The following is a 24,069-nucleotide window of genomic DNA, read 5'->3' as shown; positions in this document are numbered from 1 at the left end:
CCATCATGCGGCCTCGGGCGACCTTTGGGTGACACTCGACTGCCCGGTATCGCCGTATTTGAGAATTTTACGAAGGCCTCTGAAGATCAACAACGCTACCAAAATCTCACTGAAAAGCAGACCGTATCCGACCGCGTTCACGTCCACGAAGGGGAAGAGGGCGAGCATCGAGGCCAGCACCAGCACCGCGAGCCCGATCTGCACCAACGCCAGCTTGCGCGCCTGCCCGAGCGCTCGCAGAGAGCTCAGGTAGATCTCGATGAGCACCCTCGGCAGGACCGCCAGCGCCATCAGGCGCAGAAGCGTCGTCCCCTCCACAGCGAATTCGGAGCCGAAGACCGTAAGGATGAGTGGGGCGGCGAGCAGCGCCACCCCGATGATCGGGATGATGATCGTCAGCGCGCGCTTCAGCGCCCTTCTGGCGTTGGCCGCGAGCATGGAGCGGTCGAACGAGCCCTCCACGGTCAGCGAGACCGCCATGTTCATCGCCAGCAGCTCGATCATGCAGCCCAAAGTGTGCGCCATGGAGAAGCGTCCGAAGGTGGCCTCACCGACCCTGGCCGCGACCAGAACGGGCACCAGGTAGACGATGGCCAGCATCGAGAGCGTGCCGGGGAAGTCACCCGCGAGGAACCGCCCCATCTCGCGCAGCCTGGGCGGCTGAGCGGTCTCCGCGGTCGCGCGGATGTGCCGGGGCACCTGGATGCCGAAGATGAGGAAGTTGACGGGCACCAGCGCGATCGCCGTCGGGATCATCCAGGAGACGAAGATGCCGCCCGAGGGCAGCCGGCTGGCCAGGACCGCCAGCAGGGCCATTTTGACCAGGCCGAACACCAGGTTGTTCACCGGCACCCATGTGGCCTTGCGCAGCCCGGTGAGCGCCACGTCCTGGAGGGTGAACACCGACCACACCAGGACCGAGCCAAGAAAGAACAGGCTCATGGCGGGAGTGCCGAGCACCGCGTAGATGTCGCCCCACACGGGCAACGTCATGAGGAAGCCCACGGCGGCGGCGCCGCCCGTGGCGGCCGCCATGCCGTACCCGCGGAGGATGACGCCGCTGGTGCTGCGGCCGGAGATCGGGATGTACCTGGCCAGCGCGCCCACGAAACCGAGCGCGGTCAGAGAGGCGAACAGCCGCATCGCCGTGATGAGCGCCTGCCCCCTGCCGAACTCCTCGGGAGTGTAGAACTGGGTGGCGAGCAGCCAGTAGCCCATGCCGAGCGTCGCGGTGATCGCCGTGTTGGCCATGAGCGCGTAGCCGTTGCGGAAGAGCGGGTTGCGAAGGTCCTGCAGAAGCCTCTGCAGGACCGTACGGTCAGACATTCCCGCGTACCCGCTGCAGTCCGTACCTCGTTCTCCTGACGACCGCGTAGCCCTTGGTGAGCACCCGCTCGCGCAGGTAGATCAGTGGAATGGAGTTGCCCTCGACCGCCCGCCTGAACATGGTCATCGACGTGTGCTGGCCCACGGTGAGGCGCGGGATGGCCAGCAGGTCGTGGCGGTCGGCGGCGAGCGCGTTGTTCACCGCGCACGCGGCCCAGTAGCCCGCCCTGCGCACCTCGCGGCGCACCCGGGCGCTGGAGTAGCCGTAAGGGTAGGCCATGGTGGCGACAGGTGCGCCGATTCTGTCTTCGAGCAGGCCCTTGTTCCTGCGCAGTTCCTGGCGCAGCTCGGCGTCGGGCAGCTGGTCGAGCTGGGGGTGGCTGTGACTGTGCCCGCCGATCTCGATGCCGCTCTGCGCGATCTCGCGCGCCTGGCCCCAGCTGAGCATGTCGTCCAGCGGGTTGCCCGCGGCGTCACCGCCGGCGTCGGCGACCCATCCGCTGGTCAGGAAGACCGTGGCGGGGAAGTCGTACCGCTCCAGGAGCGGCAGCGCGTTGGTGTGGAAGTCGGCGTAGCCGTCGTCGAAGGTCAGCACGATCGGCTTGTCGGGCAGCGACCTGCCGTTGTTCTTGTGCACGGCGGCGACCAGGTCGGCCACGGTCAGGGGGGTGAAGCCGCGCGTGGACAGGTAGTCGAGCTGCTCGGCGAAGTCGCTGGTCCGCACGGCGTGCGGCCTGGTGTCCTGGTTGGGCCGCTCGGTGATCGAGTGGTACATCAGGATCGGCACTCTGATCATTTGCGTACCACCTTCAGCCGGGCGGAACCGACCACGTAGCCCCAGGTCGTCCACGCGAGCCCGATCACGATCGCGAAGGCCCTGCCGGCCCCCGACACGTCACCGCGGACCGCCTCGCCGAGACCGCGCAGCGCGCCGAGCGGGAGCGCCTTCAGCGCGTGCGCCCGCTCGCTCTTCAGCCCGTCCTGGGTGCCCACGCTCTGCGTGACCAGGGCCTTGGACAGGCCCTCCGCGTAGCAGCGGGAGCGGAAGTAGGCGAAGGTGGCGCGCTGGGCCGGCACCTTGTGGCCGATCACCGCGTCGGGCTCGAACAGCATGATCGAGCCCGGCTTGCGCTGGGAGAGCCTGATGCAGAACTCGGTCTCCTCGCAGCCCAGCGGGCGGCTCTTGCGGCCCTGCACGCTGCGGCCGATGCCGCTGTGGAAGCCGCCGACCTCGCCGACGGCCTCGCGCCTGAACGCGGCGTTGCCGCCCATGACGTTGCGGATGGGCGACCGTACGGCGGGCATGCCCCGGTAGCTGCACCCCACGGTCCAGTCGAACTCGTAGGGGAACCATCCGGGGCGCCCGCCCGTTTGCCAGAGCGGATCCGTCCTGCCTCCCACACCGACCACAGCGGGGTTCTGGAAGCCCTCCTCCAAAGCTTCCAACCACCCGGCGTCGGCCACGGCGTCGTCGTCGAGATAGGCGACGATGTCACCGGTCGCCACGTCGGCCCCGGTGTTCTTGCCGCCGGACAGCCCCTTGTCGTGGACGTTCTCGACCACGACGGCGCGCGGGTAGGCCTGCTTCAGCCTGAGCAGCAGATCCGGGTTGTAGTCGACGACCAGGATCAGCTCGTGCGCTGGGCGCCGCTGGCGCTCGACGGACTCGACCGCTTCCCTGATGTCCTCCCAGCGGTCTTCGGTGTAGACGCAGATGACGACCGAACTCTTCATGACCGGACCTTTACGCGACGCCCCGGTCGGCCGCCGGGCGGGCGGCGGGCTCAGGCAGGGGCTGCGCGGGACGGCGGCGCCGCTCGCGCAGGATGGTCTTGAGCACCCTGATGCCGTCGCGGACGGCGTGCAGGTTGCTCTCGCCGTGGATACGGCAGCGCTCGTGGCTGGGCACCTCGTGCACGCGCAGACCCGCCTTGGCGGCCCGCACGTTCATCAGAGTCTCCACCTCGAAGCCGTCGCAGTCCAGGTTGAGAACCGGCAGGTGACGTGCCCAGAAGGCGTTGTAGCCGTAGCAGAGGTCGGTGTACTTCGTCCGGTAGAAGACGTTGACCAGCGAGGTCAGCACCTTGTTGCCGAAGTAGCGGCTGAAGGTCAGGTCGTCGCTGCCGCCGCCGGAGATGTAGCGCGAGCCCTTGACGAAGTCGGCGCCGGTGACGAGAGCGCCCACGAACGAGATGATCTCGTGGCCGTCCGTGGAGCCGTCCGCGTCGATCATGACGATGATGTCACTGGTGCAGGCGGCGAATCCGGCGGCCAGGGCGTCGCCCTTGCCCTTGCCGGTCTGGGTGACGATCTTGACGTTCGGCCTGAGCCTGCGGGCCACCGCCACCGTGTCGTCGACCGAGTTGCCGTCGACGAGGACGATCTCGTCGATCCACTGGGGGATGGTGGCGAAGACGTGCGGCAGGTTCTCCGCCTCGTTCATCGCGGGCACCACCACGCTGACGGTCGGGGAAATGGCCAGGTGAGGCGTGAGGGGCGTGAACCGTTCGATCGGCGGCATCGATCGCAGGGCGGCACCCTGGACCTTGTGGCCGTTTGTCTTGATGATCTCGGGACTCATGGTGCGCTAAATCCTTCCGGGACCTGTCGCTGCCGTACGGACCCGGGGCCATCCGCGATCCTATGGATCATCGGGAATGGCAGAAGTGACGAACGGTGCATGAAGGGTCCATGGGGTGAGGGTGCCAATGGAGGTGCTGGTGTTACCAGTGGTGCTGGTGGTGCTGGTGCTCGTGCTGGTGGTGCCGTGGTGCGAGGGTTGGGGGCGCTTAACGCGCTCCCGAGGGTTCCTTGACGACTGACTCCGATGACGAATCGGACTGCAGAGTCGTTCGCACCCGCCCGAATCCCTTCAGTACGCGATCGGCCACCTTATAGAGAGACGGTCGATCGAGCACGATTGTTCGCGCCTTGTTAACAGGAGTCCTGCCGATCCAATGGACGGCCGCGGTGGCGGAGGGCCTGGACACGCGTCCTTCGGACACGTAGAGCACGCCGCTCTTGAGCCAGTCCTTGTACTCCTTGCCGCCCTTGCCCATGTCCACGGCGAGGACTCCCGCCCTCGCCGCGTGCTCGGCCATCTGCAAGTGGTGCACGATGCCGGGCGAGTAGCGGGCGAACTCGGTGTCGTAGGCGGGGAACCAGCCGACCAGAGTGGTCGCCGTGCGCAGTCCGAAATGGCCTGCCACCGGAGTGTCACCGGCATAGAGCATGGTGAGCACGCCGGAGAAGTCGGCGGATTGTTCGGCGTGCATCAGATCGATGAGCTCCACGATCCACGGCTGGGCGAACCTGTCCACCCTGCCGGTCCTGCGGTACTGGTCGGACTTCCAGTTGAGAAGCACGCGCAGCACCTCGGGATCGGCCGAGGCGTACTCGAAGCGCAACTCGCCCTGCTCCCTGCCGAGCTTGCGCTCCTTGTAGCGCACGGTCTTCAGGTTCTTGGGCGAGTTGGCCTTGACCTGCTCGATCCAGACGTCGAACCCCTCGGTGAAGTCCATGATCGGGGCGGGTCTGACGTCGGTCTCGAACGGCGCGAACGTCGCCTGACCCGCCACCATGTGGTCGAAGTCGAAGACGCTCAGCTTGGCGGCCCTGAGGAGGGCCTTCGTGTCGATCTTCAGCCCGGGGGCCGAGATCAGGCCATGACACGTGGTCAGAAAGCCGCCGAGCGGCTTGCCGATGCCGAAGCTGTGCCGTTCGTAGGGGAAGAACCCCGCGATCGAGTCGCCGTCGTGGACGACGGCCACTCGCACGTAGTCGCGCAGGCGATCCATCGCGAGCGCGAACTCGACCGACAGGAAGGGGTTGTCCAGCGAGGGATCCGCCTTCTGCAACTCCCGCCATCGAACCCGTTCGGGCTCGCCGAGCTCGCCCGGGCGAACGATCGAGATTCTCACCGTGACCTCGCCCCCTGTTCGCTCTGCATGTTCTTCCCCCGATACAACACGCGCAGTACGTACATGAACCCAGCGAGCACGGCGACTGTCGCAACGCCGGCCCGTGGGGACCATGCGTCGAACAGAAGCATGGCTTGGGCAAGGAGAACGTTAAGAATGAGACTTGCCGCAGCTCCTACTGATAGTGCGGCAAGTGGGTCACGATCACGCAACAGTCCGACTACCGCGGCGCCAGGAACGACCAAAAGGAACAGAGAGATCAGAAGCGGACGCAGTGGCGTCTGGATGTCGGCGAGCGCGATCACCGCCCCCGCGATGCACGCGGCCGCCAGCACCCATGTGAGCGCCCTCCACTTGCTGACCATCTCCCCACTCCTGGCTGCTAGCTGGCTAAGACACGATTGATCGCATTATTCATGGGATCAACCTTGCCTTGGGGTCGTCAATGCCGACGTCTGACGGCAGCTCCAGGTTTACCGAACATGCCGAGATTCCAATGTGTTGTTCAACACACTGTCAAGAGCGTCCAACACTGCGTGGCCCCACAGGCCATCTAGCTTGCCCTATTGACGGAGATCATCACCGCCCAAAGTCGGGTTTGTTGGTCTTTGTCACCAAAATGAGGTCTTAATCACCTTGCGGCTCATGCGTCGATGTGCTGCTCGCCACACCCGGGGCAGGTGTTTCGGTGGGGGCTGAAGAGGTGGGAGGTTCCTCGGTCGGCTCGGGCTCGTTGCCCTCCTGCCCGCTCCACGAAACGGCGCAGGAACCGCCGCCGCCGTTGGACCTGATCGTGACGGTGCCCGTGCCCGCGGCGCCCGGATCGTTGACCGTCACCCAGACGGACGCCGCCTGACCTGCCTTGATCGAACCCCCGGCGGGGAACACGTCGAGACCGTCCGACGCGCCGGCGCTCCAGGTGACGGTCATGTTGCGGGCGGCCAGCCGTACGGTGCCGGCTCCTTCGACGGCACCCGGGCAGGTGACCGAGAGCCTGGCGGCCGGGGCGGGCGGCTTGGTGCGGGTCGCGGTCGGCCTCGGCCGCCTGGTCGACGGGGGCGAGGCGGGGGTCGGCGCGGGCCTGGCCGCCGGCCGCGACTGCGGCACCTGCCCGTCCGTACGGCCTGCCGTGGGCGTCGGCTCGGCCGTCTCCTCGCCTTCGTCCTGCGGCTCGGGCTCCAGCGCTAGCTCCCCCGAGGGATCGGCGGACGGATCGGCCACGCCCGGCGCCACGCCGGAGACCGAAGGCGAAGCGGAAGGGACGACGCGCAACGCGGCGGGCTCGGCCTGGCCGTTCATCACGACCATCGCCCCCGTCGCGGCCAGCACGCAGGCCCCGACCGTGAAGACCGGCGCCAGGCGGCGCGGCCTGCGGCGCGAGCGGCGCTCCACCGTCACGGGGAAGCCCGTCCTGTCGAAGCTGTCACCGCGCTCGGTGATCAGTGTGCGGGTCTGGTCCCGCGCGGGGCTGGTGCAGGTGTCGATCACCCTGCGGCGCAGCGAGATCGGCGGGAACGCGACCGGCACCATGTCGAGGAGCCTGCCCGCGGAGACGTGCCGGTGCCTGCCCTCGGTGCAGACCTCGCAGCCGCCGATGTGCCCTGACAGGCGGCGGCGCAGGATCGGGGTGAGCGGCCCCTCCCACGAGTCGACCATCGCCGACAGGTCGGGGCAGTGCGCGCGCCCGGTCCTGGCGAGCACGACGGCCGCGGCGGCGTTCTCCAGGTGGTCTCGGGCCCTGCCCAGCCTGGTCGCGGCCTGCCTGGAGGTGAGCCCGAGCACCGCGCCCACCTCGGAAGGGGTCAGCCCGTGCCGCAGCGAGAGCTCGAGCACCTCGCGCTCGCCTCTGCTCAGCTCGCCGAGCGCCTCGTGCACCAGCTCGGCCAGCTCGGGGTCCTCGGGGTCGTCCAGGACGGGCGGAGGGGTGCCGGTCGTCTTGGGGGTCTTGGCGACGCTCTGGAAGCGCGCCAGCGCGTAGAGCCAGGCCCGCAGCCTGCCGCTCTCCTTCAGCTGGTCGGTACGGCCCTGCGCCGTCACCAGCGCGTCGTGCACGGCGTCGGCCGCGGCGTCGCGGTCGCCGGTCAGCGAGCACGCGTAGTCGTGGAGCCGCTCGGCGTAGGCGTCGTAGAGATGGGCGGGGGCGTCGGGGTCGGCACGGCGCAGCGCCTCCACCAGTTCGTGATCGTCGGCGCGGTCGACAGTAGGCCATCCGGGCACGGATCTTCCTCCCCGTGGGCGAGCTCGTTCTCACAGCCCCACGCGGGTAGGACGCCCCCTCCTGGAAGGGGGTTGCCTTGGCATAACGACCGGGTATCGGTGCCTTTGTCAGCGGCAGTCGGGCGCGCACAGGCGCCGCTTCATGCCCTGCACGAAGAACTTGCGGACATCGAGGATGTTCTCCGCGATGTAGGCCTCGCCGCCGCTGGCCGCCGCCAGCGCGTCCATCTGCTTCCTGCCCTTGGGCGCGTCGGGCCCGAACGCGATGATCAGCAGGTTGACCGGCCGCTTCGGGTCGTACTCCTCTTTCAGGAACTCCACCATCCGCGCGTTGGTGATCTTGCCGGTGGGGTCGTCGTTGCCCGCGCCGTCGGTCAGGATCAGGATCGTATTGATCTTGTCGCGCTCGTAGCTGTCCTTCATCGCCTTGTAGGCGGCCGTCAGGGTGTCGTTGAGCCCGGTGTCGCCGGTGGCCTTGGCCTGCACGGTGGTCAGCTGCTGGCCGAGGATCTGCTTGCGGGGCACGCCGTTGACCATCTCGCTCAGCGGGCCGACCGAGACCAGTTCCTTGTAGTCCTTCTGGCCGTCGAGCAGCGTGGAGAAGCTCCAGACGCCGATCTCGCTGTCGGCCTCGAACAGGCTGAGCCCCTCGCCGGCGATCTTGCTGATGGCCTGCATGCGCGTCATGCCCGCGCCGGGGACGGGCAGCGCCATGGTGCCCGAGACGTCCAGCAGCGCCAGCATCCTGGTGCCCAGGTTGAGACGTGACCAGGTCTGCCGCATGCTCGCCACGTTCTTGGTGTCGGGCGAGGGCAGCGCCTGGGGGGCGTCCTGCTCGAAGCCCTTGTCCGCGGCGAGCGCGCCGCCTCCCTTGCCGTCGGGGGTGCGGAAGCCGAACTCGCGCAGCGTCGACTTGGCGGAGTCGGTGGCGAGTTCCTGCGTGAACGCGGCGGCGGCCTTCTGGGTGGCGGCGTCCTTGGCGGTCACGACGATCGGGTAGTCCAGGCTCAGCGTGCCGTCCTCCGGGTACAGCGGCACGACGGGCGAGGCGGACTTCTTGGCGTTGTGCGCCCAGACGCTCTGCTCGGAGGCGACTCCGATCGGCACCTTGCTGCCCGACTTGACGGTCAGGCTGGCCAGCAGCGCGCTCGGGTCGGCGGCGATCTGCTCGGAGAGCTTCTTCAGCGCGCCGATGAGCTGTTCGTCGCCCAGACCCGCCTCCTTGGCCGCGCCCGCGGCGGCGACGAGGGCGCCCAGCCCCGCGGAGTTCTTGGCGGGGTCGAGCGCCAGGACGCGGATGTTCTTGCCCGGCCCGTCGGCGTTGGCCACGTTCGCCACGCTGATCAGGCTCTGCCAGCTCGGCTTCAGACTCTTGGCCAGGTTCGCGGCGGCGCTCTTGGCGGCGACCAGCACGATGGGCGAGGTGGCGGCCGAGCCGGTCGGCGCGGGCAGCGTGACCCCCGACTCGGCCTCACGCAGCATGCCGACCAGCAGGCTCGAATCGGCGATCCACATGTCGGCGTTCAGGTTGCCGTTGGCGTAGCTGTTGGCCGACTTCGCCGCCGACTCCTTGGCGACGGTCACGGTGACGCAGTGGCCGTCCACGGCCTTGCCCGTCTTGTTGAACGACCCTGCGACCTTGTTCAGCGCGGGCGTGATGTCAGGAGTGGCCACGACGCGCAGCGCGAGCGGGTCGCCCGTGCAGCCGCGCTCCCTGGTGAAGATGACGAAGGCGGCGACACCCAGGAGGACGGCGAGCGCGACCGCACCCGCCAGGGGAACCAGCACCCTGCCGCGCCCTCTGCCGGGGCGTCGGCGGGGGGTGCGATAGCCGTCATCGAGCTCGTCTGTACGGTGTCGCCCCACGTTGCCCTCTTTGGTGTCGATAGATTCGGGTCACCATACCGGGAGAAACTCCGCGGTGCTCACGGAACGATACTGGGTGCACTTGGTGTGGCAAAACCACTGATTTGGTGCATCGATTACCGAGAGTGCCTGTCAGTGGCAGCAGTCGTGACCACGCCACGCACGGGCTCCCTCGCGCACGGCTACCGCCGCCAGCCCCACCGCCACCGCCGGATCGACCCACCACCAGCCGAGCGTGTTGAGCCACAGCCCGGCCAGGACACCGCCGGCCACCGCCGCGCACATGAGGTTCTGTGCGCCCTCCCCGCGCGTGGCCGCCGATCCGAGCCGCGCGCCGAGCCGCCGCTTGGCGAGGCCGAGCGCCGGCATGCTCACCAGGCTCACCGCCGTCACCGCGATGCCCAGCACGGTCGGGGTCGCGCGGTAGCCCTCGTCGAGATCGTGCAGCACGTGGACGACCAGATAGGGCGCCAGCACCCAGAAGCTCACCGCCACCGCGCGCCTGGCCCGCCCCTCCGCGTGGGGGGAGAGCGTGCGCGCGCCGGTGAAGCGCCACACCACGATCAGGCTCGCCAGCGCCTCGACGAGGGAGGACAGCCCCCACCCGATCAGCGCGACCGAATGCGCGGCCAGCCCCGCCGCCAGGCCGAGCGTGCTCTCCAGGCCCAGCCATACCAGGGTGAGCATCGACAGGGTCCGCGCCCTCGCCGCGTCGCGGAGCCAGGCGGCCGACACGACCGGATGCGGGCGACTCCGCTGGTCAGGAACCATGACCCCGATCACATCCCTCCAGGCGACGGCAGCGCTCCGTACCTTATCCATCACGCACCGTTATCGTGCTGTTTCTATGCAAAGCTCGGTCAAACATCACCGGGGGAGAATCTGTGCCGTTCACGCCGAGCCACATCGCCGCCGTCGTCCCGTTGTTCCGGGTGAGATGGCTTGATCCGTGGGCCCTCGCTCTCGGCGCGATGGTGCCCGACCTGCCGATCTTCCTGCCGTTCCTGCCCGACTACATGCTGTGGCACTCCGTCGCCTGGGTCGTCACGGTCAACCCGGTCGTCGTGTGCGTGCTGATCGCCGCCTTCGAGGCGATCTTCAGGCTGCCGCTCGTCGCGCTGCTGCCGCCGGGACTCGTGGGACGGGCCGCCTCACTGCGTCCCTCACGCCGGGTTCTGCCCCTCCTGGCCGGCGCGACGGCCGGTTCCGCCACCCACGTGTTCTGGGACTCCTTCACCCACTCCTACAGCTCGCAGGTGTGGGGATGGACCTGGCTCGACCACGAGGTGCTCGGCGTGATCACGGTCTTCAGGCTGCTGCAGTACATCTCGTCGGCGGCCGGCCTGGCGTTCGTGACATGGTGGGCATGGCGCGGCCTGTCCCGGATGGACGACGTGGCCGCACCCGGGGAGCTCCTGCTGCCCGGCCGGGTACGGCGAGCCGTGCTGTGGGCGGGCGTTGCCGGCGCCGTGGCGGGCGCGGCCTGCTGGCCCGTGCTGAACCCGCCGGGATCGAGCGCCGCCGCACTGGTCACCAGGCTCGGCGCGGGAACGATCGTCGGGCTCTGCGCCGTGCTCACCGTCTACGCCGCGACCTGGCAGGTCAGGCGGCTCCGGCGGCTCATGGCAGGATTCGACGGTGCCTGAGTACGTATCCGACGCCCACGACCCCCGCCTGTCCGACTTCACCGGCCTGCGCGACGTCGAACTGCGCAAGAGCATGGAGGCCGAGCAGGGCCTGTTCGTCGCCGAAGGCGAGAAGGTGATCAGGAGGGCGATCGGCGCGGGCTACCCCGTACGCGCGGTCCTCACGACAGAGCGGTGGCTGCAGTCGCTGGCCGACGTGCTCGGCGACGTGACCGTCTACGTGGTCTCCGAGGAGGTCATGCACGGCGTCGCCGGATTCCAGGTGCACAGGGGAGCGCTGGCCTCCATGGAGAGGCTGCCTGTACCGCCGGTGACCGAGGCACTCGAACGCGCCTCACGCATCGTGGTCCTGGAGGACCTGGTCGACCACGGCAACGTCGGGGCGATCTTCCGGTGCGCGGCGGCTCTCGGGGTCGACGCGATCGTCCTGTCGCCGCGTTGCGCCGACCCCCTCTACAGAAGGTCGGTCAAGGTGTCGATGGGCGCGGTCTTCGCGATTCCCTACGCCCGCATGGACAACTGGTACGACGGGCTGGAGCAGATCCGCGCGGCGGGCTTCCGGACGCTGGCGTTGACCCCGGCCCAGGACGCCACGCCTATGGACACGGTCGAGATGAGTGATCGGGTGGCGCTGCTGCTCGGGTCGGAGGGGGACGGGCTGTCCTCCCGCTGGTTGCGGGAGGCCGACGAGCAGGTGTGCATCCCGATGAGCCCAACCGCGATGGAGGCGGGCGTGGACTCGCTCAACGTGGTGGCCGCCGCCGCGATCGCCTGCCACGGCCTCATGAGAGGCACGTCCATCCATCGAGGTCGGCGGCAACCGTAGCAACGCCCTAGGTGTTCGTGATCACCCCAACGTGGAACTGCGGTGCGTGAGCCGCCGGTGGGGCGACGGGTGCGACAGGAGGTTCGCTTGACGGCGCATGGGCAGGTTCTGACCACCGTCTCGTAACCAGAGGAGGCGCTCACGCTGGCTCGTCGTCTCACAGCGCAGCGCCTCGCTGCTGGTACGGGCTGCTGTGTCTTCCATCTCATCGGCGGCTCTGTGAGGACTTCAAAGCAGATTGCTCGACAAGGGTCCGCTAGTCCGTCATCTGGTCAACGTTCTCGCAAGGTTGCCGTAGCTTGGCTTGCTATTTCGAGATTCGAATCCTGGGCAAGGATCTGAAGAACAGAAGTTGGGGTGCTAGGCCAGGTTGCGAGCCACCATCGAACGTTAATGGATCGATCGCGTGCAAGCAGGCGCAGATCATCTTCTTCGAGTGGTACGAACTTGAGTAGGTTCGCGCGGACGAGGGCCGAGCGGTCACGAGCAAGAGAGTGTCGCTGTGCGGCTGTGGTGAGGCCATTTTGAGCTGCACCCGCCCGCACGTCGTTATCGTGTTCACTCAGCAGGGTCTCAAGGATGTCAGGATACGTTGTGTGAGCAGCCAAGGCTGCTCGAACCGTTTCGGCGTCATCAGACAGCAACAGTCGGGCTGTTTCGTAGTCGAGGCTCGCATCCTCGGCCATCAGGCGACGCAGGTCGACATCTGGTGATTCGGTAATTGCGTGACGGACCTGCGAGTTCGTGTTCGGGTGCGACGGCAGGTCCCATCGGACCGACCAATGAGGATCATGCACCAGCTCGACGAGAATTTCTGGAGGGCAGATCGGGTTGGCCGCCAAGGCTTGACGAGTCTTCAGGTCTGGGTCGTGGGCAAGCCGATGCAGAGTCTCTCGCACATGGAGATCGTCGCGAGCCGCGAGGGTGCGTCTGACCGCAGGAGACGGATCGCTCACAAGTAGCGCGATCACGCTCTCCGGTGCAGAGACAGCCTGGGCGGCGAGCACACGCTGTTTGACTGTCTTAGCTCGTGCAAGGTCCCAGAGTTCGCTATCTCCGATTGGCATGCGTAGCGTACTCCTCCATAGTTCACTTTATCGTTCGGCCGTCGAGTGTGGCTACCCTTCATAGAAAGGAAGCGCGGATGCGAATCGGAATGCGGCGAGCAACGCGAATATGCCCGCGACAAGCAGCATGAACTTATGTCGACGAAGAATCGTCATGACCATGACGGCGGCCAAAGTGCTCGCACCAGAAAGGAGTAGAATAAACAAGACCGCATCTGCGTTGACTTGTGTCTCTTCGCCCGAACTCCAATGATTGCTATATATTGACACGAGATAGCTGAACGGTACTGCGAAGAATGCAAAGGCGCCGCAAAGGCTGCTGGTCAGGGCCGCTGCAGCTGGTCGGCAGCCATCGCGAGGATGACTCACATGCGAATTCCCGGAAATCACTTTCAGCACATCCGACGTGGTTGCGCGCCGTCAGGGCTCGGTGGCGGCGATCTGCTCGTCGGCGAAGTCGAGCAGCCTGCCGGCGGTGGTGAACCGGCGGGAGTCCTGGTCGCCGAGCAGCACGCCGATGACGCGCCTGCCGTTACGGTCGGCCGCGAACAGCAGGCAGAAGCCCGCCTTGCTGGTGAACCCGGTCTTCACCCCGATCACGCCGTCCGACGAGCCCAGCAGCTTGTTGGTGTTGGTCCAGGTGTGGGCCCGGTGCAGGGCGCTCTTGGCGACCTTGTGGGTCTTCGTGGACACCACGGTCCTGAACGTCGGGTCCTCCAGCGCGATCTGTGCGAGCTTGGCCTGGTCGACGGCCGTGGAGTGGCCGCCCTGCCGGGGCGCGGGCAGGCCGTCGGCGTTGGTGTAGAGGGTGTCGGCCAGGCCGAGCTTGCGGGCGGTGGCGTTCATCTTGGTGATGAAGGCGGTCCTGCCGGGGCCGTAGGTGCGGGCCAGCGCGTTGGCCGCGTCGGCTCCTGAGGGGAGCATCAGCCCGTACAGCAGGTCGCTGACCGTCAGCTTCTCGCCGGTGCGCAGCGCCGCGCTGGTGGCGCCGTTGTCGGCGGCGTGCCGTACGTCGGCCTTGGTGATGGTGACGACGTCGCCGAGGCGGCCCTCGCGCAGGACGACGTAGGCGGTCATGACCTTGACGAGGCTGGCGACCGGCACTCTGCGGGTCTCGCGCTTGCCGAAGTGGACCGTCCCTGACGAGTCGACGATGTACGCGATCCGCGCGCCCACCTCGGGAGCTCTCGCCGTGTGTGTCTTCGCCTGGGTCGGCGGGGAGAACCCCACGACCAGTGCGAGCGCCGCTATGCCAGTTAGTAGTCGAATGCCCCCAATACGCATGTCAGTCATGGTGACAGGTGATCAACCGTTGATATGCGGAACTTGACCCTATGCCGGGAAAACGTCGTCCGGGACGCGGGTAAATGATCCCTAGAACCGTCATATCGGGGGAGATCGACATGGCAGGCAAGTTCGTCATTACCAAGGACAGGCGCGGAGAGTTCCGCTTCAAGCTGGTCGCGGGCAACGGTCAGACTCTCGCGGTGAGCGAGGGCTACACGACCAAGGCGGCGTGCGTGAACGGGATCGAGTCTGTCCGCAAGAACGCTTCCGACGCGACGGTAGACGACACCACGATGGCCGCCGTCTGAGCGGCAGGGTCCTCGTCGGGAATCGTCAGGCGGCGAGGACCTTCTCGCTCTTGCGGCGCCTGCGCCACACCACGAAGGCCGTGACGGCGCTCGCCGCGATCACGGCTGCGACGGCGGCGGCCACGGGCGAATGCGCCGCCAGCTCCAGCCAGCCCCAGATCACCGAATAGAGCGCGAACGAGGTCACGGGCACCCAGGTCAGGCAGCCGAGCGCGCTGGCCACGACGTACCAGGGATAGGAGATGCGCAGCGCTCCCGCCACCCACGGCAGGGTGTGGCGCAGGACGGGGACCCAGAAGCATGCGTAGACGGCGAGCGCCCCCCACTTCTCGACGACCCTCTCGACCGAGCGGATGCGTTCGCGGGGCAGTTTCCTGCCGAACTTCGACTCGTAGAGCTTGTCGCCGAGCTTGTATCCGATCCAGTAGTAGGCCTGGAAGGCGCCGAACAGCGCGACCGCTCCGACCGCCACGATCAGCCAGTACGGCAGGCCGAACAGTGAGGCGCGCGTCGGGTCGGGGATGGCGATCGCAAGGTGCCGCATGACAGACATCACCACCCCAACAGAATATTAGGCCAGGCTTACCTTAGGTCATCGCGACCGGCCACGCTACTCGCCACCCACGCTACCCGGGGGTCGCTCCGCCACCTGCCAAGGGTGAGCCGTGACCTGCAAGTCGCCATCAAGTGGACCTCAACCCTCCACCCCTACAAATGGGGTGGATGAGAAGGGGTGTTGATCATGGGGACGAGAAGCAAGGCGGTCCTGGGAACCGGGTCCTCCACCGCCGCCAGGTTGCTGGTCGGCGCACTCGCCTTCACCGCCGCCTACGTCGGCGTCTCGGCCTACGGCACCGCGAACTCCACTCCGCGGGAGACGACGACCGTGAACCTCTCGGCCACCATCCTGCCGATCACCGAGCAGACCGAGCCCGACGTGGGCACCATCACCGTCAGCGCGCTCACCGGCAGGGGCACCGGCTGCGACAAGAGCTTCGTCGCCAGGTCCGTCGTGCTCAACCCCGAGGCGGGCGACACCCTCATGTACCACTGGCGGCTGACCCGATGGAGCTCGGTCAGCCGGTCGTGGAAGACCTACCAGAGCGAGTACGCGGGCTTCGCCGGCGCGCGCAGGAACGTCAAGTGGGAGCTGCGCATCCAGGACAATCCCGGTTGGTACCGGATCGAGCTGGTCGTCGAGGGGGCGAAGAAGCCCATCAGGTCGGATCGGATCCTGGTGAGTTGCTGACCGCCCGCTGAGCCGCCTCCACCCATCGCGGCACCCCGACCCTCCTGGCCACCTCCAGGGCCTTGTGGTAGTGGTCGCGGGCCGCGTCGGGCTGGTCGAGCCTGATCGCCAGGTCGCCGAGGGTCAGCGCCACGGGCCACAGCGCCACCACACCGGTGCCCGCGCCCGCGATGCGGTCGGCGAACGGCTTGAGCTTGTCGTAGCAGTCGACCATCCGCTCGCGGTCGTCGAGCAGCATGCCCGCCAGCGCCCGCCACGTCATGGCGAGCTCGTACAGGAAGTCGGGCCGTACGGGAGGCCTGGTCGCGGCCACCGCCTTCGCGTCCTTGACGTGACCGGCCGAGGCCAGCGCCAGAGCGTAGGCGTCCAGAGTCCACTTGGCGCCGCGCTGGTGGGCCTCACCGAGCAGGTCGACCATCTGCGCCGCCCTGCCGTCGACCAAGTGCAGGCAGAACGTCGTGATCAGCGGCAGGTCCTGGCGGCCCTCCAGCATGCCGGCCCTCGCCGTCATCCTGGCCGCCTCGCGGTAGGCCCGCTCGGCGCCGGAATAGTCACCGGCGATCATCAGCCGCTGCCCCTCGTACCAGGCGACGACCGCGGCGGGAGCCGACAAGTCATACTGCTTGGCCAGCCGCTCGGCGGCTCGCGCGTGCTCGTCGGAGACCGAGAACTCGCCGCGCGCCGCCGCGCACTCCAGGAGCACCAGGTGGGCCAGCGCCTGCACCGCCATCTGTCCCGAGTGCTGGGCGACGTCCAGCAGCTCGCGGCCGATGTTCTCGCGGGTGTCGACGGCGGGGATGTCGTAGGACTGGCGCAACCTGCCGCTCAGCGCCGCGGCCAGCAGCGTCGGGTCGCCGCTCTGCCTGGCCAGTTCGAGGGCCTCCAGCGACGCCTGCCGTCCACGCTCGGGCGCGGACGATCCCTCGAGCTCCAGAGCCAGTGTGGTCAGCAGGCTCGCGCGCAGCGTCTGCTCGCCCTCGGGCAGCTCGATCAGCGCCCGCTCGGTGACGTCGACGATCTCCCACGCGGTCTGGGTGAAGTCGCGGGCCATGCCCTTGTGCGGTACGGCCAGCGCCGCGGCCACCCGCGCGGTCAGCACAGGACTGTTCAGCGGCAGGGCCAGGTCCATCGCCTCGCGCCGCCTCAGCCTGGCCGCCGTCATGTCGCCGCACAGTGCCAGCGCCTTGATCTGGGCGAGCATCAGCTTGAGCCGCTCGGCCGTGTCGCCGCCCGTGCGGTCGAAGGCGGCTATGGCCTGCTCCCACAGCGTGGCGGCCTCGCGGTGGGCGAAGCGGCGCTCGGCCTGCTCGGCGGCGAGCCCCGCGTAGTGGACGGCCTTCTCCGCGACGTCGGCGACGAAGAAGTGGTGCGCGAGCGCCGCCACCTCGGCCGGTCTGCGCTGCTCGATGACGTTCGCCACGGCCGCGTGCAGCCTGGTACGGCGCAGCCTGGAGGCGTCGGAGTAGATCGTGTCGCGCACCAGGTCGTGGTCGAAGCGCAGCAGGCCAGGGCCAGGCTCGGTCACCAGGCCCGCCAGCAGGGCGGCCTCGACCGCGTCGACGACCGCGTCCTCGTCGCCCGCCACCTCGACGAGCACGTCGACGTCGACGTCGCGGCCGATCACCGCGGCCTGCAGCAGGATCTGCTGGGCCCGCTCGGGCAGCCGCGAGATGCGCCGCCGCAGCACGTCGCGCACGCCCGAGGGCACCTGGGAGGCGACCTCGGCGGCGGTCGCGCGCTCGCCGACCGCCTCGGCGTCGAGCAGCCGCACGGTCTCGCGCACGAAGAACGGGTTGCCCCTGGTGCGCTCGACGATCGACTCGACGGCGTCCTCGTCCACCTCGCGCACGCAGGTGGCCCGCACCAGCTCGGCCACCGCCTTCGGGTCGAGCCCTGACAGGTTCACCCTGACGGGCCCGAGCCTGGCCAGCGCGGCGAGAACGTCGGACTGCCTGTCGTCGAGCTCGCTGTCGCGGCAGGTCACCACCAGCAGCACCCTGCTGGTGGCCAGCAGGCTGGGCAGCGCGCGCAGCAGCGCGAGCGTCTGGTCGTCGGCCCAGTGGAGGTCCTCGACCGTGAGCAGGACGGGCGCCCTGCGGGCCACACCCGCGAGGTATCCGCCGACCGCCCGGTGCAGGCGGAAGCCGCCCGACACCTCGTCCTCGTCGGGGTCGGATTCGCCGTCGCCGAGCAGCGGGGCGAGGAGCTGGCCGTACTCGCCCGGGCCTGTGACCTCGACCAGCGTGCGCAGGATGCCCACCCAGGCCCAGCCAGGCGGGGTCGCGCTGGAGTCGGGGCAGGCCCCGGAGGAGGCGATCCAGCCGTCGGCGGTGAGCTTGCCCTCCAGCTGGCGCAGCAGCGTCGTCTTGCCCGCGCCGGCGTCGCCCGTGACGATCGCCACCTCGAAGCGCGCGGTCTTGGCGGCCGCGCCGGTCAGCCTGGACAGCTCGGCGTCGCGGCCGATGAACGGCTCGGGCTCCAGCGGCGGCGGCTCGACGGGGGTGGTCGCCCTGGGCGGCCAGGTGTCGGCGACCGGGGCGGGCTGGCGAGCCGGGCGCGGCGCCGCGGTCAGTTCGAGCTCGGGCGCCTGGGCCAGGATGTCGGATTCGAGCTTGCGCAAGGCCGGGCCGGGGTCGATGCCCAGCTCGTCGGCGAGGATGCCGCGCGCCCTTCGCAGCGCGGCCAGCGCGTCGCCCTGCCGCCCGCACCGGTAGAGGCCCAGGGCGAGCAGCCGCCAGCCCTCCTCGCGCAGCGGGTTCTCGCCCGTCATCGCCTCGAGGTCGGGCACCGTCTCGGCGTGCATTCCCAGGCGCAGCCCGGTGTCGGCGTAGCGCTCGCGCGCCACGAGCCGCAGCTCGGTGAGCCTGTTGACCTCTGCCTCCGCCCATGGCTGGTCGGCGAAGTCGGAGTACGGCGTGCCACGCCACAGCCCGAGTGCCTTGCCCAGCCTGGTCCTGGCCGACTGCGGGTCGTCGCCGTCGAGATGCTCGCCCGCCGCCCTGACGAGCTGCTCGAAGCGCAGCGCGTCGACCTGGTCGGGCGCGACCCGCAGCGCGTAGCCGGAGGCCACGGTCACCAACAGCCTGTTGGGCCCGCCACGCGGTCTGCCGGGCTCGAGCACCCTGCGCAGGCGGGAGATGTAGACCTGCAGGCCCGACTGCGCGCCCTTGGCCGCGTCGTCATCCCACAGGTCGTAGAGCAGGGTGTCAACAGGCACGACCTGCCCTCTGGCCACGAGAAGGCGGGCGAGCACGGCTCGCTGCCGCAACCCGCCGAGGTCGAGTTCGTCGTCGCTGTTGCTTTCGTACGCCTCGACTGGCCCCAGAACCCGGAACGCCACCATGTCAGCCGCCACGCTATGCGCGCTTCCGAAGCACGCACAAGGTCTTTGTCAGGTTCGCGATGGTCACGGCTGCGTTTCCATGTTCGTGTGTGGGCTCTCGCGACGAGTCCTGCGATTTCTTCCCAGGAGCGTCCAGGCGCCCAGAGCCAGCCCGCCGAAAGGGATCTCCACAGTGTAGGTCCAGAATCCGAACAACAACGCCGTGGCCGTGGCGGCAGCGGTGTCCACACCGAAAGCGGTGGTCAGCAGCAACACGACACCACCCTCCATGAGCCCCGCGCCACTAGGTGTGACCAGGACCGCGGTGAGCACCCGGGACAGGGCGAAGACTGCGATCGATTGTGCAAGACCAGGATACGCGCCGGTCGCCTGCATACAGCAGATCATGATCAGCCACTGCAGCACCAGGAAGGCGATCATGCTGCTGGACAGGCCCAGCCACCGGGTTCTGACGATCCCCACGGTGTCTCTACGGAGTTTCTCCAACGATTCGGACGCGGAGAACCTGAGGCGGGCCAGCCGGACGAGCGCGTCGAGGGCGCGGCCGAGCAGCGCGGCGGCGCGGTCCCAGTAGAGCGCGGCCGCCACGACGCCCACGAGGGCGAGGATCGAGACGGCGCCGACCCACCCGGCGTTGGCCACGGTCGGGTTGGGCACCTCGCCAGCCATCAGCAGCGCGATGATGCCGACGGCGGGCAGGATGAACCTGAACAAGGTGTTCCACACCCCGCTGACCAGCGTCATCACCACGATGGAGCGGTTGGTGAAGCCCCAGCTCCTCGCCATGGCGAAGGTCAGCGCCACACCCGCGGCGCCGCCGAACGGCAGCAGGTTGCTGACCGCGCTGCCCGCGGCGTTGAGGGCGAGGGCCTGCAGGTTGTTCAGGCCGGGCATCGAGTTGGTCAACACGAAGGTGTAGGCGATCAGGCTGCTCAGCCACACCGCGGTCATCAGCGCGATCGTCCCGGGGCTCAGCGTGGCGAACACCGCGCCGATCTCCACCCACGAGACCTGCTTGCCGGTGAGTGCCTGGACGATCTGCGGGAGGTAGACGACGAGCGTCACCGCCAGTCCGAGGGAGGCCACCGACAACGTGATCTGGAGCCATTTGTTCTTCATCGGTACCACCCTGCCCCGGTTCGCGGGTGTTCAGCGTCGTCCTGAGGGAGGAGGCGGCGGCTGGTACTCACGGCGCCTCATCGAACGGGTGCCTGAGGCGGGTGCCCGGGGGCAGATCGCGCCGGACGTACCACTCGGTGCCGAAGACCACGCGGTAGAGCGGGCCGGGGATCTTCAGCAGGACGGCCAGCGTCCTGTCGCCGTCGCCACCGCTGGCCTGGGAGACGTGTGCGGTCATGCTGGCCCGTTTCTGCCTGGCGTACTTCCTGACGTTGATCCTGTGGGTGATCTGGTCGCCCGCCGTGTAGGCGCTCTCGAACGTCCTGAGGTCGAACTCGGGAGGGAAGGTGTAGACCTTGCCGGCCAGCCGCAACGCCCTGATCAGCGGGTCCCTGTTGACCGTGGCCTCCAGCACGATCGGCGTCTCCGCGATCTGCGCGGCCCGCCTGCCCACCCTGTGCACCTGCACGTGGTCGGGATGGCCGTAGCCGCCCGCCGGGTCGTAGATCGACAGCAGGTCGGCCTTCTCCTCCTCCAACACCGCCGCCAGCGCCTTGGCGGCCTCTTCGGAGTCGGCGTCGATGAAGGCGTTGTCGGGCCGCTCCTCGGCGATGCCGCCTGACGGGCTCAGCCCGGAGTCGCCGTACCCGAGACACACCACGCGCGCGCAGCCCAGCACCGCTGCGGACTCGTACAGCTCCCTCATCCGCCTCTCGCCGAGCGCCTCGCCCTTCTCCATCTCGGCCAGGCCGCGTTCGCCCGCGGTGGCCACGACGAGCACCACTCGGTGGCCCTCGGCCGCGAGCATCGCCATCGTGCCCGCCGTCAGCAGGGCCTCGTCGTCGGGGTGGGCGTGGAAGAACACAGCGGTACGTGGTGGCACAAGGTCAGATTAGTGTGGGACGGGTGCGGATCCTTCACGTCAGTGACTGTTACCTTCCGCGGCTGGGGGGCATCGAGGTGCAGGTCGCGGACCTCGTCGGCATGCAGCGCGAGGCCGGCCACACCGTCGAGGTGGCCACCGCGACCAGGGGAGGGACGCTTCCCGGCGTCCACAGGATCGTCGCCAGGATGCCGTTCGACCTGCCCGTCCACCCCCGCGGTGTGGGCAAGCTCACCAAACTCATGACCTTGAGCAGACCCGACGTGGTCCACGTCCACGCGGGCGCCGTCTCGCCGTTCGCGTGGATGGGGGTGCGCGCCGCCGTCAGGGCGGGGCTGCCCGTCGTGGTGACGGTGCACAGCATGTGGGACCCGATCACCCGGCTGGTCTACACCGCGCTCAGGCTGGTGTTCGAGTGGCACACGTGGGGGCTGGTCGCCACCACGGTCAGCAACGCCGCGGCAGGCCCGATCCGGGCGGTCGCGGGCCGGGGCACGCCCGTCCACGTGGTCTGCAACGGGCTCGACGTCTCGGGCTGGCGGCCGTCGGGCGCCCAGCCGCCGTCCGACGGGGAGGTGCACATCGTCGCGGTCGGCAGGTTCGCGCCGCGCAAGCAGCCTGTCCGCCTGCTGAGGCTGTTGCGGGAGGCGCGCGCGAAGGTTCCCGCCGGCGTCCCGATGCGGGCCACCGTCATCGGCGACGGCCCCGCGCGCGGCTCGATGGAACGCTTTCTCACCGCGAACGGCATGACCACCTGGGTCTCGCTGCCGGGCCGCTACACCCGCGAGCAGATAGCCAAGGTGCTCTCGTCCGCCGACGTGTTCGTCGCCCCCGCGCCCCGCGAGTCGTTCGGGATCGCCGCTCTCGAGGCGCGCGCGGCGGGGCTGCCCGTCGTGGCCCGGAGCCAGAGCGGCGTCGCCGACTTCGTCAAGCACGGCAAGGAAGGTCTGCTCGGCCGCTCGTTCGACGACCTGGTGTCGGCCGTGGTCCGCCTGTCGACCGACACCGCGCTGCGCGAGTCCATCGCCGAGCACAACCGCGCGACGCCCCCGGCGGCCGGCTCGTGGCCGCTGGTCCTGGAGGGCTTCGACCGCTGCTACCTGGAGGCCATCGGCTGACCGTCGGCGGTCTTGCGCAGCACGACGTAGCCGTTGCGCTCGAAGACCTTCTCGTAGCCCGAGGCCAGCAGCAGCGAGACGCGCTCGGCCTGGGCGGCGGGCGAGCCGTGCGGGTACTCCCAGCGCTCGACGTCGGCCACGACCCACGGCGCGTAGCGGGGCTGGTGGTCCCACAGCAGCACCGTGGCGCGCGAGGTCAGGGCGGGGCCCACGGAGTTGGCGGCCTCGACGACGACACCCGAGGGCACCTTGGCGACCGCCTCGGCCGCGGCCAGCGTGCGGGCGGAGTCGGCGCGGTAGAAGGCGGGATGGGCGAGCTGGTCCAGCGCGAAGCGGGGGAGCAGGGTGAGGGCGACGGCGGCGACGCCGACCGACCACGCGATCTTCAGCGAGTTGGGGCCCTTGGTCCGGCGCAGCAGCCTGGAGAGCCCGTCGACGCCCGCGCAGAACAGGATGACCACCGTGAACGCGCTGTACTGGAAGTCGGCCTGCCACCACGACGACCTGTCGGACAGCATGCGCTCGAGGACGTGCGGCAGCGCGATGAGCGAGACAGGCGACAGCAGGCAGAGCATCAGCGTCGGCCAGACCAGCAGGAAGAGCGTGTCGACCTTGGCCTCCTCGCTGAACGGCAGCGCGAGCGTGCCGAGCGGGTCGCCGAGCATGTGGAGCAGCGCGCTCGGCACGTCCGCGCCGAGGTGCCCGTAGGCCCAGAAGTCGCCGGTGTCGCCGCCGACCAGCTTGATCAGCACGCCGCGCACCAGGACGGTCCACGCCAGGCCGATCGTGACGCACAGCAGGCCGCGCAGCCGGTCGCCGAGCACGACGAGGCAGGCTCCCGCGCCGATGGCCATCAGACCCATGTCCTCCTTGACGAGAAGGAGGGCGAGCATGGCCAGGAACGCGGGCAGCGGGCGGCCCGCCTGGTAGCGCTCGATCATGATGGCGGTGAGCAGCGGGACGAACATCACCTCGTGCGCGTCGAACGCGGCGGCCTGGGAGATCGGCCACGACACGGCGTAGGCGAAGGCGACGAGGTAGGCGGGGGCCGTACCGAGGATCCTGCGGGTGAGAACCCACAGGAAGGGGATGGCGGCCGCGAACAGGGCGGCCTGGGCGACGATCAGCGTGGCGGGGCCGTCATGGATCCAGTAGAGCGGCGCGAGCAGCGCGTAGATCGGCGAGAAGTGATCGGCCAGTTGCGGGTAGTCCAGGCCGCGGCCGTGGAAGACGCCCACCGAAGGGATGTACGGCATGCCGAAACGGGCGTAGCCGCGCACCGCCTGATCCACGATGACCAGGTCGAAGGTTGTGGCGCGGAAGGTGGCGAGCCTGACCAGGCCGAGCAGGGCGTAGGCGAACGCCGCCGCGAGGGACAGCAGGTAGACCCACAGACGGGGGGAGGTCGTCAGGCGCACGGAGGACAAGGGTAGACAAGCCGGGCGCCTGACCCTGGCCGCCGCGCCGCGCTGCCCCCCACAGGCGGTGCGGCGGCCAGGCGGTTCATCAGGTGCAGGCGCTCTGGATCTTGGTCGAGAAGCCCTGCATCTTGCCGGTGAACTCGGTGAGCTTCGAGGCGTCCTTGAGGTCCTTGATGCTCTCGAAGCCGGCGGCCAGGTCGTTCAGGGCCGCGGCGAGCTCGCCGTCGTACTTGGCCGCGAGGGCCTTGGACTTCTCGGCGGCGGTGTTGGAGGCCTTCTCCATGGCGGCGGGGTCGGTCATGGCTGCGGACAGGCTGCCCGACCACTCCGTCATGATCTTCGTGGCTTCGTTGCCGACCGCGTTGCAGTCGACGGCGTTGCCCACGGCGCCGCAGGCGGTGAGGCCGGCCAGAGTCAGCGTGGCCGCGGAGACGGTGATGGCCCGCTTGAGGAAACGCATTCTGTGCCCTTCG

At 68.9% G+C, this 24,069-nt stretch carries 23 protein-coding genes; 5 read left to right on the top strand and 18 right to left on the bottom strand.

All coding sequences use genetic code 11. From position 1 onward, the window contains the following. Positions 1 to 3: 3 nt before the first annotated feature. The 9 genes from ACFSKW_RS30230 to ACFSKW_RS30190 all read right to left on the bottom strand — a co-directional run bounded on the left by ACFSKW_RS30230 (position 4) and on the right by ACFSKW_RS30190 (position 10,100). Complete coding sequence (locus ACFSKW_RS30230; RefSeq protein ID WP_379575877.1) at positions 4 to 1,326, bottom strand: lipopolysaccharide biosynthesis protein; 1,323 nt, start codon at positions 1,324 to 1,326, stop codon at positions 4 to 6. Next, positions 1,319 to 2,122, bottom strand: coding sequence for a polysaccharide deacetylase family protein (locus ACFSKW_RS30225; protein ID WP_379575876.1), 804 nt, complete (start codon positions 2,120 to 2,122; stop codon positions 1,319 to 1,321). Before ACFSKW_RS30225 ends, ACFSKW_RS30230 begins: the two co-directional genes overlap by 8 nt. Next, the gene (locus ACFSKW_RS30220; protein WP_379575875.1) at positions 2,119 to 3,060 is read right to left on the bottom strand and encodes a glycosyltransferase family 2 protein; all 942 of its coding nucleotides are present in this window, start codon (positions 3,058 to 3,060) and stop codon (positions 2,119 to 2,121) included. Before ACFSKW_RS30220 ends, ACFSKW_RS30225 begins: the two co-directional genes overlap by 4 nt. A gap of 10 nt (positions 3,061 to 3,070) precedes the next feature. Continuing rightward, entirely contained in the window at positions 3,071 to 3,907 is an 837-nt protein-coding gene (locus ACFSKW_RS30215) for a glycosyltransferase family 2 protein (protein ID WP_379575874.1), read from the bottom strand. 208 nt (positions 3,908 to 4,115) lie between these two features. Then, positions 4,116 to 5,246 (bottom strand): GNAT family N-acetyltransferase, encoded by a 1,131-nt coding sequence (locus ACFSKW_RS30210; protein ID WP_379575873.1) that lies wholly within the window; start codon positions 5,244 to 5,246, stop codon positions 4,116 to 4,118. Beyond that, the gene (locus ACFSKW_RS30205) at positions 5,243 to 5,611 is read right to left on the bottom strand and encodes a hypothetical protein (protein ID WP_379575872.1); all 369 of its coding nucleotides are present in this window, start codon (positions 5,609 to 5,611) and stop codon (positions 5,243 to 5,245) included. The genes ACFSKW_RS30210 and ACFSKW_RS30205 overlap by 4 nt, the downstream gene beginning before the upstream one ends. Before the next feature lie 262 nt (positions 5,612 to 5,873). Further along, the gene (locus ACFSKW_RS30200) at positions 5,874 to 7,463 is read right to left on the bottom strand and encodes an RNA polymerase sigma factor (RefSeq protein ID WP_379575871.1); all 1,590 of its coding nucleotides are present in this window, start codon (positions 7,461 to 7,463) and stop codon (positions 5,874 to 5,876) included. 108 nt (positions 7,464 to 7,571) lie between these two features. Further along, positions 7,572 to 9,329, bottom strand: coding sequence for a substrate-binding domain-containing protein (locus tag ACFSKW_RS30195; protein ID WP_379575870.1), 1,758 nt, complete (start codon positions 9,327 to 9,329; stop codon positions 7,572 to 7,574). A 132-nt stretch (positions 9,330 to 9,461) separates the two neighbouring features. Continuing rightward, complete coding sequence (locus tag ACFSKW_RS30190) at positions 9,462 to 10,100, bottom strand: cation efflux transmembrane domain-containing protein (protein WP_379575869.1); 639 nt, start codon at positions 10,098 to 10,100, stop codon at positions 9,462 to 9,464. 113 nt (positions 10,101 to 10,213) lie between these two features. Between ACFSKW_RS30190 and ACFSKW_RS30185 the strand changes: the two genes are divergently transcribed. Together ACFSKW_RS30185 and ACFSKW_RS30180 are read left to right on the top strand one after the other, a co-directional pair. Continuing rightward, entirely contained in the window at positions 10,214 to 10,975 is a 762-nt protein-coding gene (locus ACFSKW_RS30185) for a DUF4184 family protein (RefSeq protein WP_379575868.1), read from the top strand. Next, entirely contained in the window at positions 10,968 to 11,801 is an 834-nt protein-coding gene (locus ACFSKW_RS30180) for a TrmH family RNA methyltransferase (protein ID WP_379575867.1), read from the top strand. Before ACFSKW_RS30185 ends, ACFSKW_RS30180 begins: the two co-directional genes overlap by 8 nt. 272 nt (positions 11,802 to 12,073) lie before the next feature. On the opposite strand, the gene ACFSKW_RS30175 is transcribed toward ACFSKW_RS30180, so the two are convergent. Genes ACFSKW_RS30175 through ACFSKW_RS30165 form a run of 3 tightly spaced genes read right to left on the bottom strand, consistent with a single transcriptional unit; the run spans position 12,074 to position 14,152 of the window. Continuing rightward, positions 12,074 to 12,868 carry a hypothetical protein gene (locus tag ACFSKW_RS30175; RefSeq protein WP_379575866.1) on the bottom strand — a complete coding sequence of 265 codons (795 nt, stop codon included), beginning with the start codon at positions 12,866 to 12,868 and terminating at the stop codon, positions 12,074 to 12,076. A 51-nt stretch (positions 12,869 to 12,919) separates the two neighbouring features. Continuing rightward, entirely contained in the window at positions 12,920 to 13,267 is a 348-nt protein-coding gene (locus ACFSKW_RS30170) for a hypothetical protein (RefSeq protein WP_379575865.1), read from the bottom strand. 21 nt (positions 13,268 to 13,288) lie between these two features. Continuing rightward, complete coding sequence (locus ACFSKW_RS30165; protein WP_379575864.1) at positions 13,289 to 14,152, bottom strand: D-alanyl-D-alanine carboxypeptidase family protein; 864 nt, start codon at positions 14,150 to 14,152, stop codon at positions 13,289 to 13,291. 119 nt (positions 14,153 to 14,271) lie between these two features. Between ACFSKW_RS30165 and ACFSKW_RS30160 the strand changes: the two genes are divergently transcribed. Continuing rightward, positions 14,272 to 14,463: a YegP family protein gene (locus tag ACFSKW_RS30160; protein WP_379575863.1), complete on the top strand. Its 192-nt coding sequence runs from the start codon at positions 14,272 to 14,274 to the stop codon at positions 14,461 to 14,463. Between the two features lie 25 nt (positions 14,464 to 14,488). On the opposite strand, the gene ACFSKW_RS30155 is transcribed toward ACFSKW_RS30160, so the two are convergent. Continuing rightward, entirely contained in the window at positions 14,489 to 15,007 is a 519-nt protein-coding gene (locus ACFSKW_RS30155) for a DedA family protein (protein ID WP_379575862.1), read from the bottom strand. Between the two features lie 198 nt (positions 15,008 to 15,205). Here ACFSKW_RS30155 and ACFSKW_RS30150 point away from each other — a divergent pair, with 198 nt between their 5' ends. Further along, positions 15,206 to 15,712, top strand: coding sequence for a hypothetical protein (locus ACFSKW_RS30150; protein ID WP_379575861.1), 507 nt, complete (start codon positions 15,206 to 15,208; stop codon positions 15,710 to 15,712). Here ACFSKW_RS30150 and ACFSKW_RS30145 read toward each other — a convergent pair. The 3 genes from ACFSKW_RS30145 to ACFSKW_RS30135 all read right to left on the bottom strand — a co-directional run bounded on the left by ACFSKW_RS30145 (position 15,681) and on the right by ACFSKW_RS30135 (position 21,057). Next, on the bottom strand, positions 15,681 to 19,055 hold the full coding sequence (locus ACFSKW_RS30145; RefSeq protein WP_379575860.1) for a BTAD domain-containing putative transcriptional regulator: 3,375 nt from the start codon (positions 19,053 to 19,055) through the stop codon (positions 15,681 to 15,683). The genes ACFSKW_RS30150 and ACFSKW_RS30145 overlap by 32 nt on opposite strands. A 63-nt stretch (positions 19,056 to 19,118) precedes the next feature. After that, positions 19,119 to 20,174, bottom strand: a complete 1,056-nt coding sequence (locus tag ACFSKW_RS30140; RefSeq protein WP_379575859.1) for a lysylphosphatidylglycerol synthase domain-containing protein — start codon at positions 20,172 to 20,174, stop codon at positions 19,119 to 19,121. 67 nt (positions 20,175 to 20,241) lie between these two features. After that, positions 20,242 to 21,057 carry a PIG-L family deacetylase gene (locus tag ACFSKW_RS30135; protein ID WP_379575858.1) on the bottom strand — a complete coding sequence of 272 codons (816 nt, stop codon included), beginning with the start codon at positions 21,055 to 21,057 and terminating at the stop codon, positions 20,242 to 20,244. A gap of 23 nt (positions 21,058 to 21,080) precedes the next feature. On the opposite strand from ACFSKW_RS30135, the gene ACFSKW_RS30130 reads away from it, so the two are divergent. Beyond that, positions 21,081 to 22,175: a glycosyltransferase family 4 protein gene (locus tag ACFSKW_RS30130; protein ID WP_379575857.1), complete on the top strand. Its 1,095-nt coding sequence runs from the start codon at positions 21,081 to 21,083 to the stop codon at positions 22,173 to 22,175. Here the strand turns inward: ACFSKW_RS30130 and ACFSKW_RS30125 are convergent. Then, on the bottom strand, positions 22,154 to 23,593 hold the full coding sequence (locus tag ACFSKW_RS30125) for a DUF2079 domain-containing protein (protein ID WP_379575856.1): 1,440 nt from the start codon (positions 23,591 to 23,593) through the stop codon (positions 22,154 to 22,156). The two genes, ACFSKW_RS30130 and ACFSKW_RS30125, sit on opposite strands and share 22 nt — an antisense overlap. Positions 23,594 to 23,681: 88 nt before the next feature. Beyond that, on the bottom strand, positions 23,682 to 24,056 hold the full coding sequence (locus ACFSKW_RS30120) for a hypothetical protein (protein ID WP_379575855.1): 375 nt from the start codon (positions 24,054 to 24,056) through the stop codon (positions 23,682 to 23,684). Between the last annotated feature and the right edge of the window lie 13 nt (positions 24,057 to 24,069).

It is taken from the genome of Nonomuraea mangrovi (assembly GCF_042681425.1).
Lineage (GTDB): Bacteria > Actinomycetota > Actinomycetes > Streptosporangiales > Streptosporangiaceae > Nonomuraea > Nonomuraea mangrovi.
The sequence above is the reverse complement of the archived record's forward strand: the minus strand, read 5'-3'. Positions and strand labels throughout refer to the sequence as shown.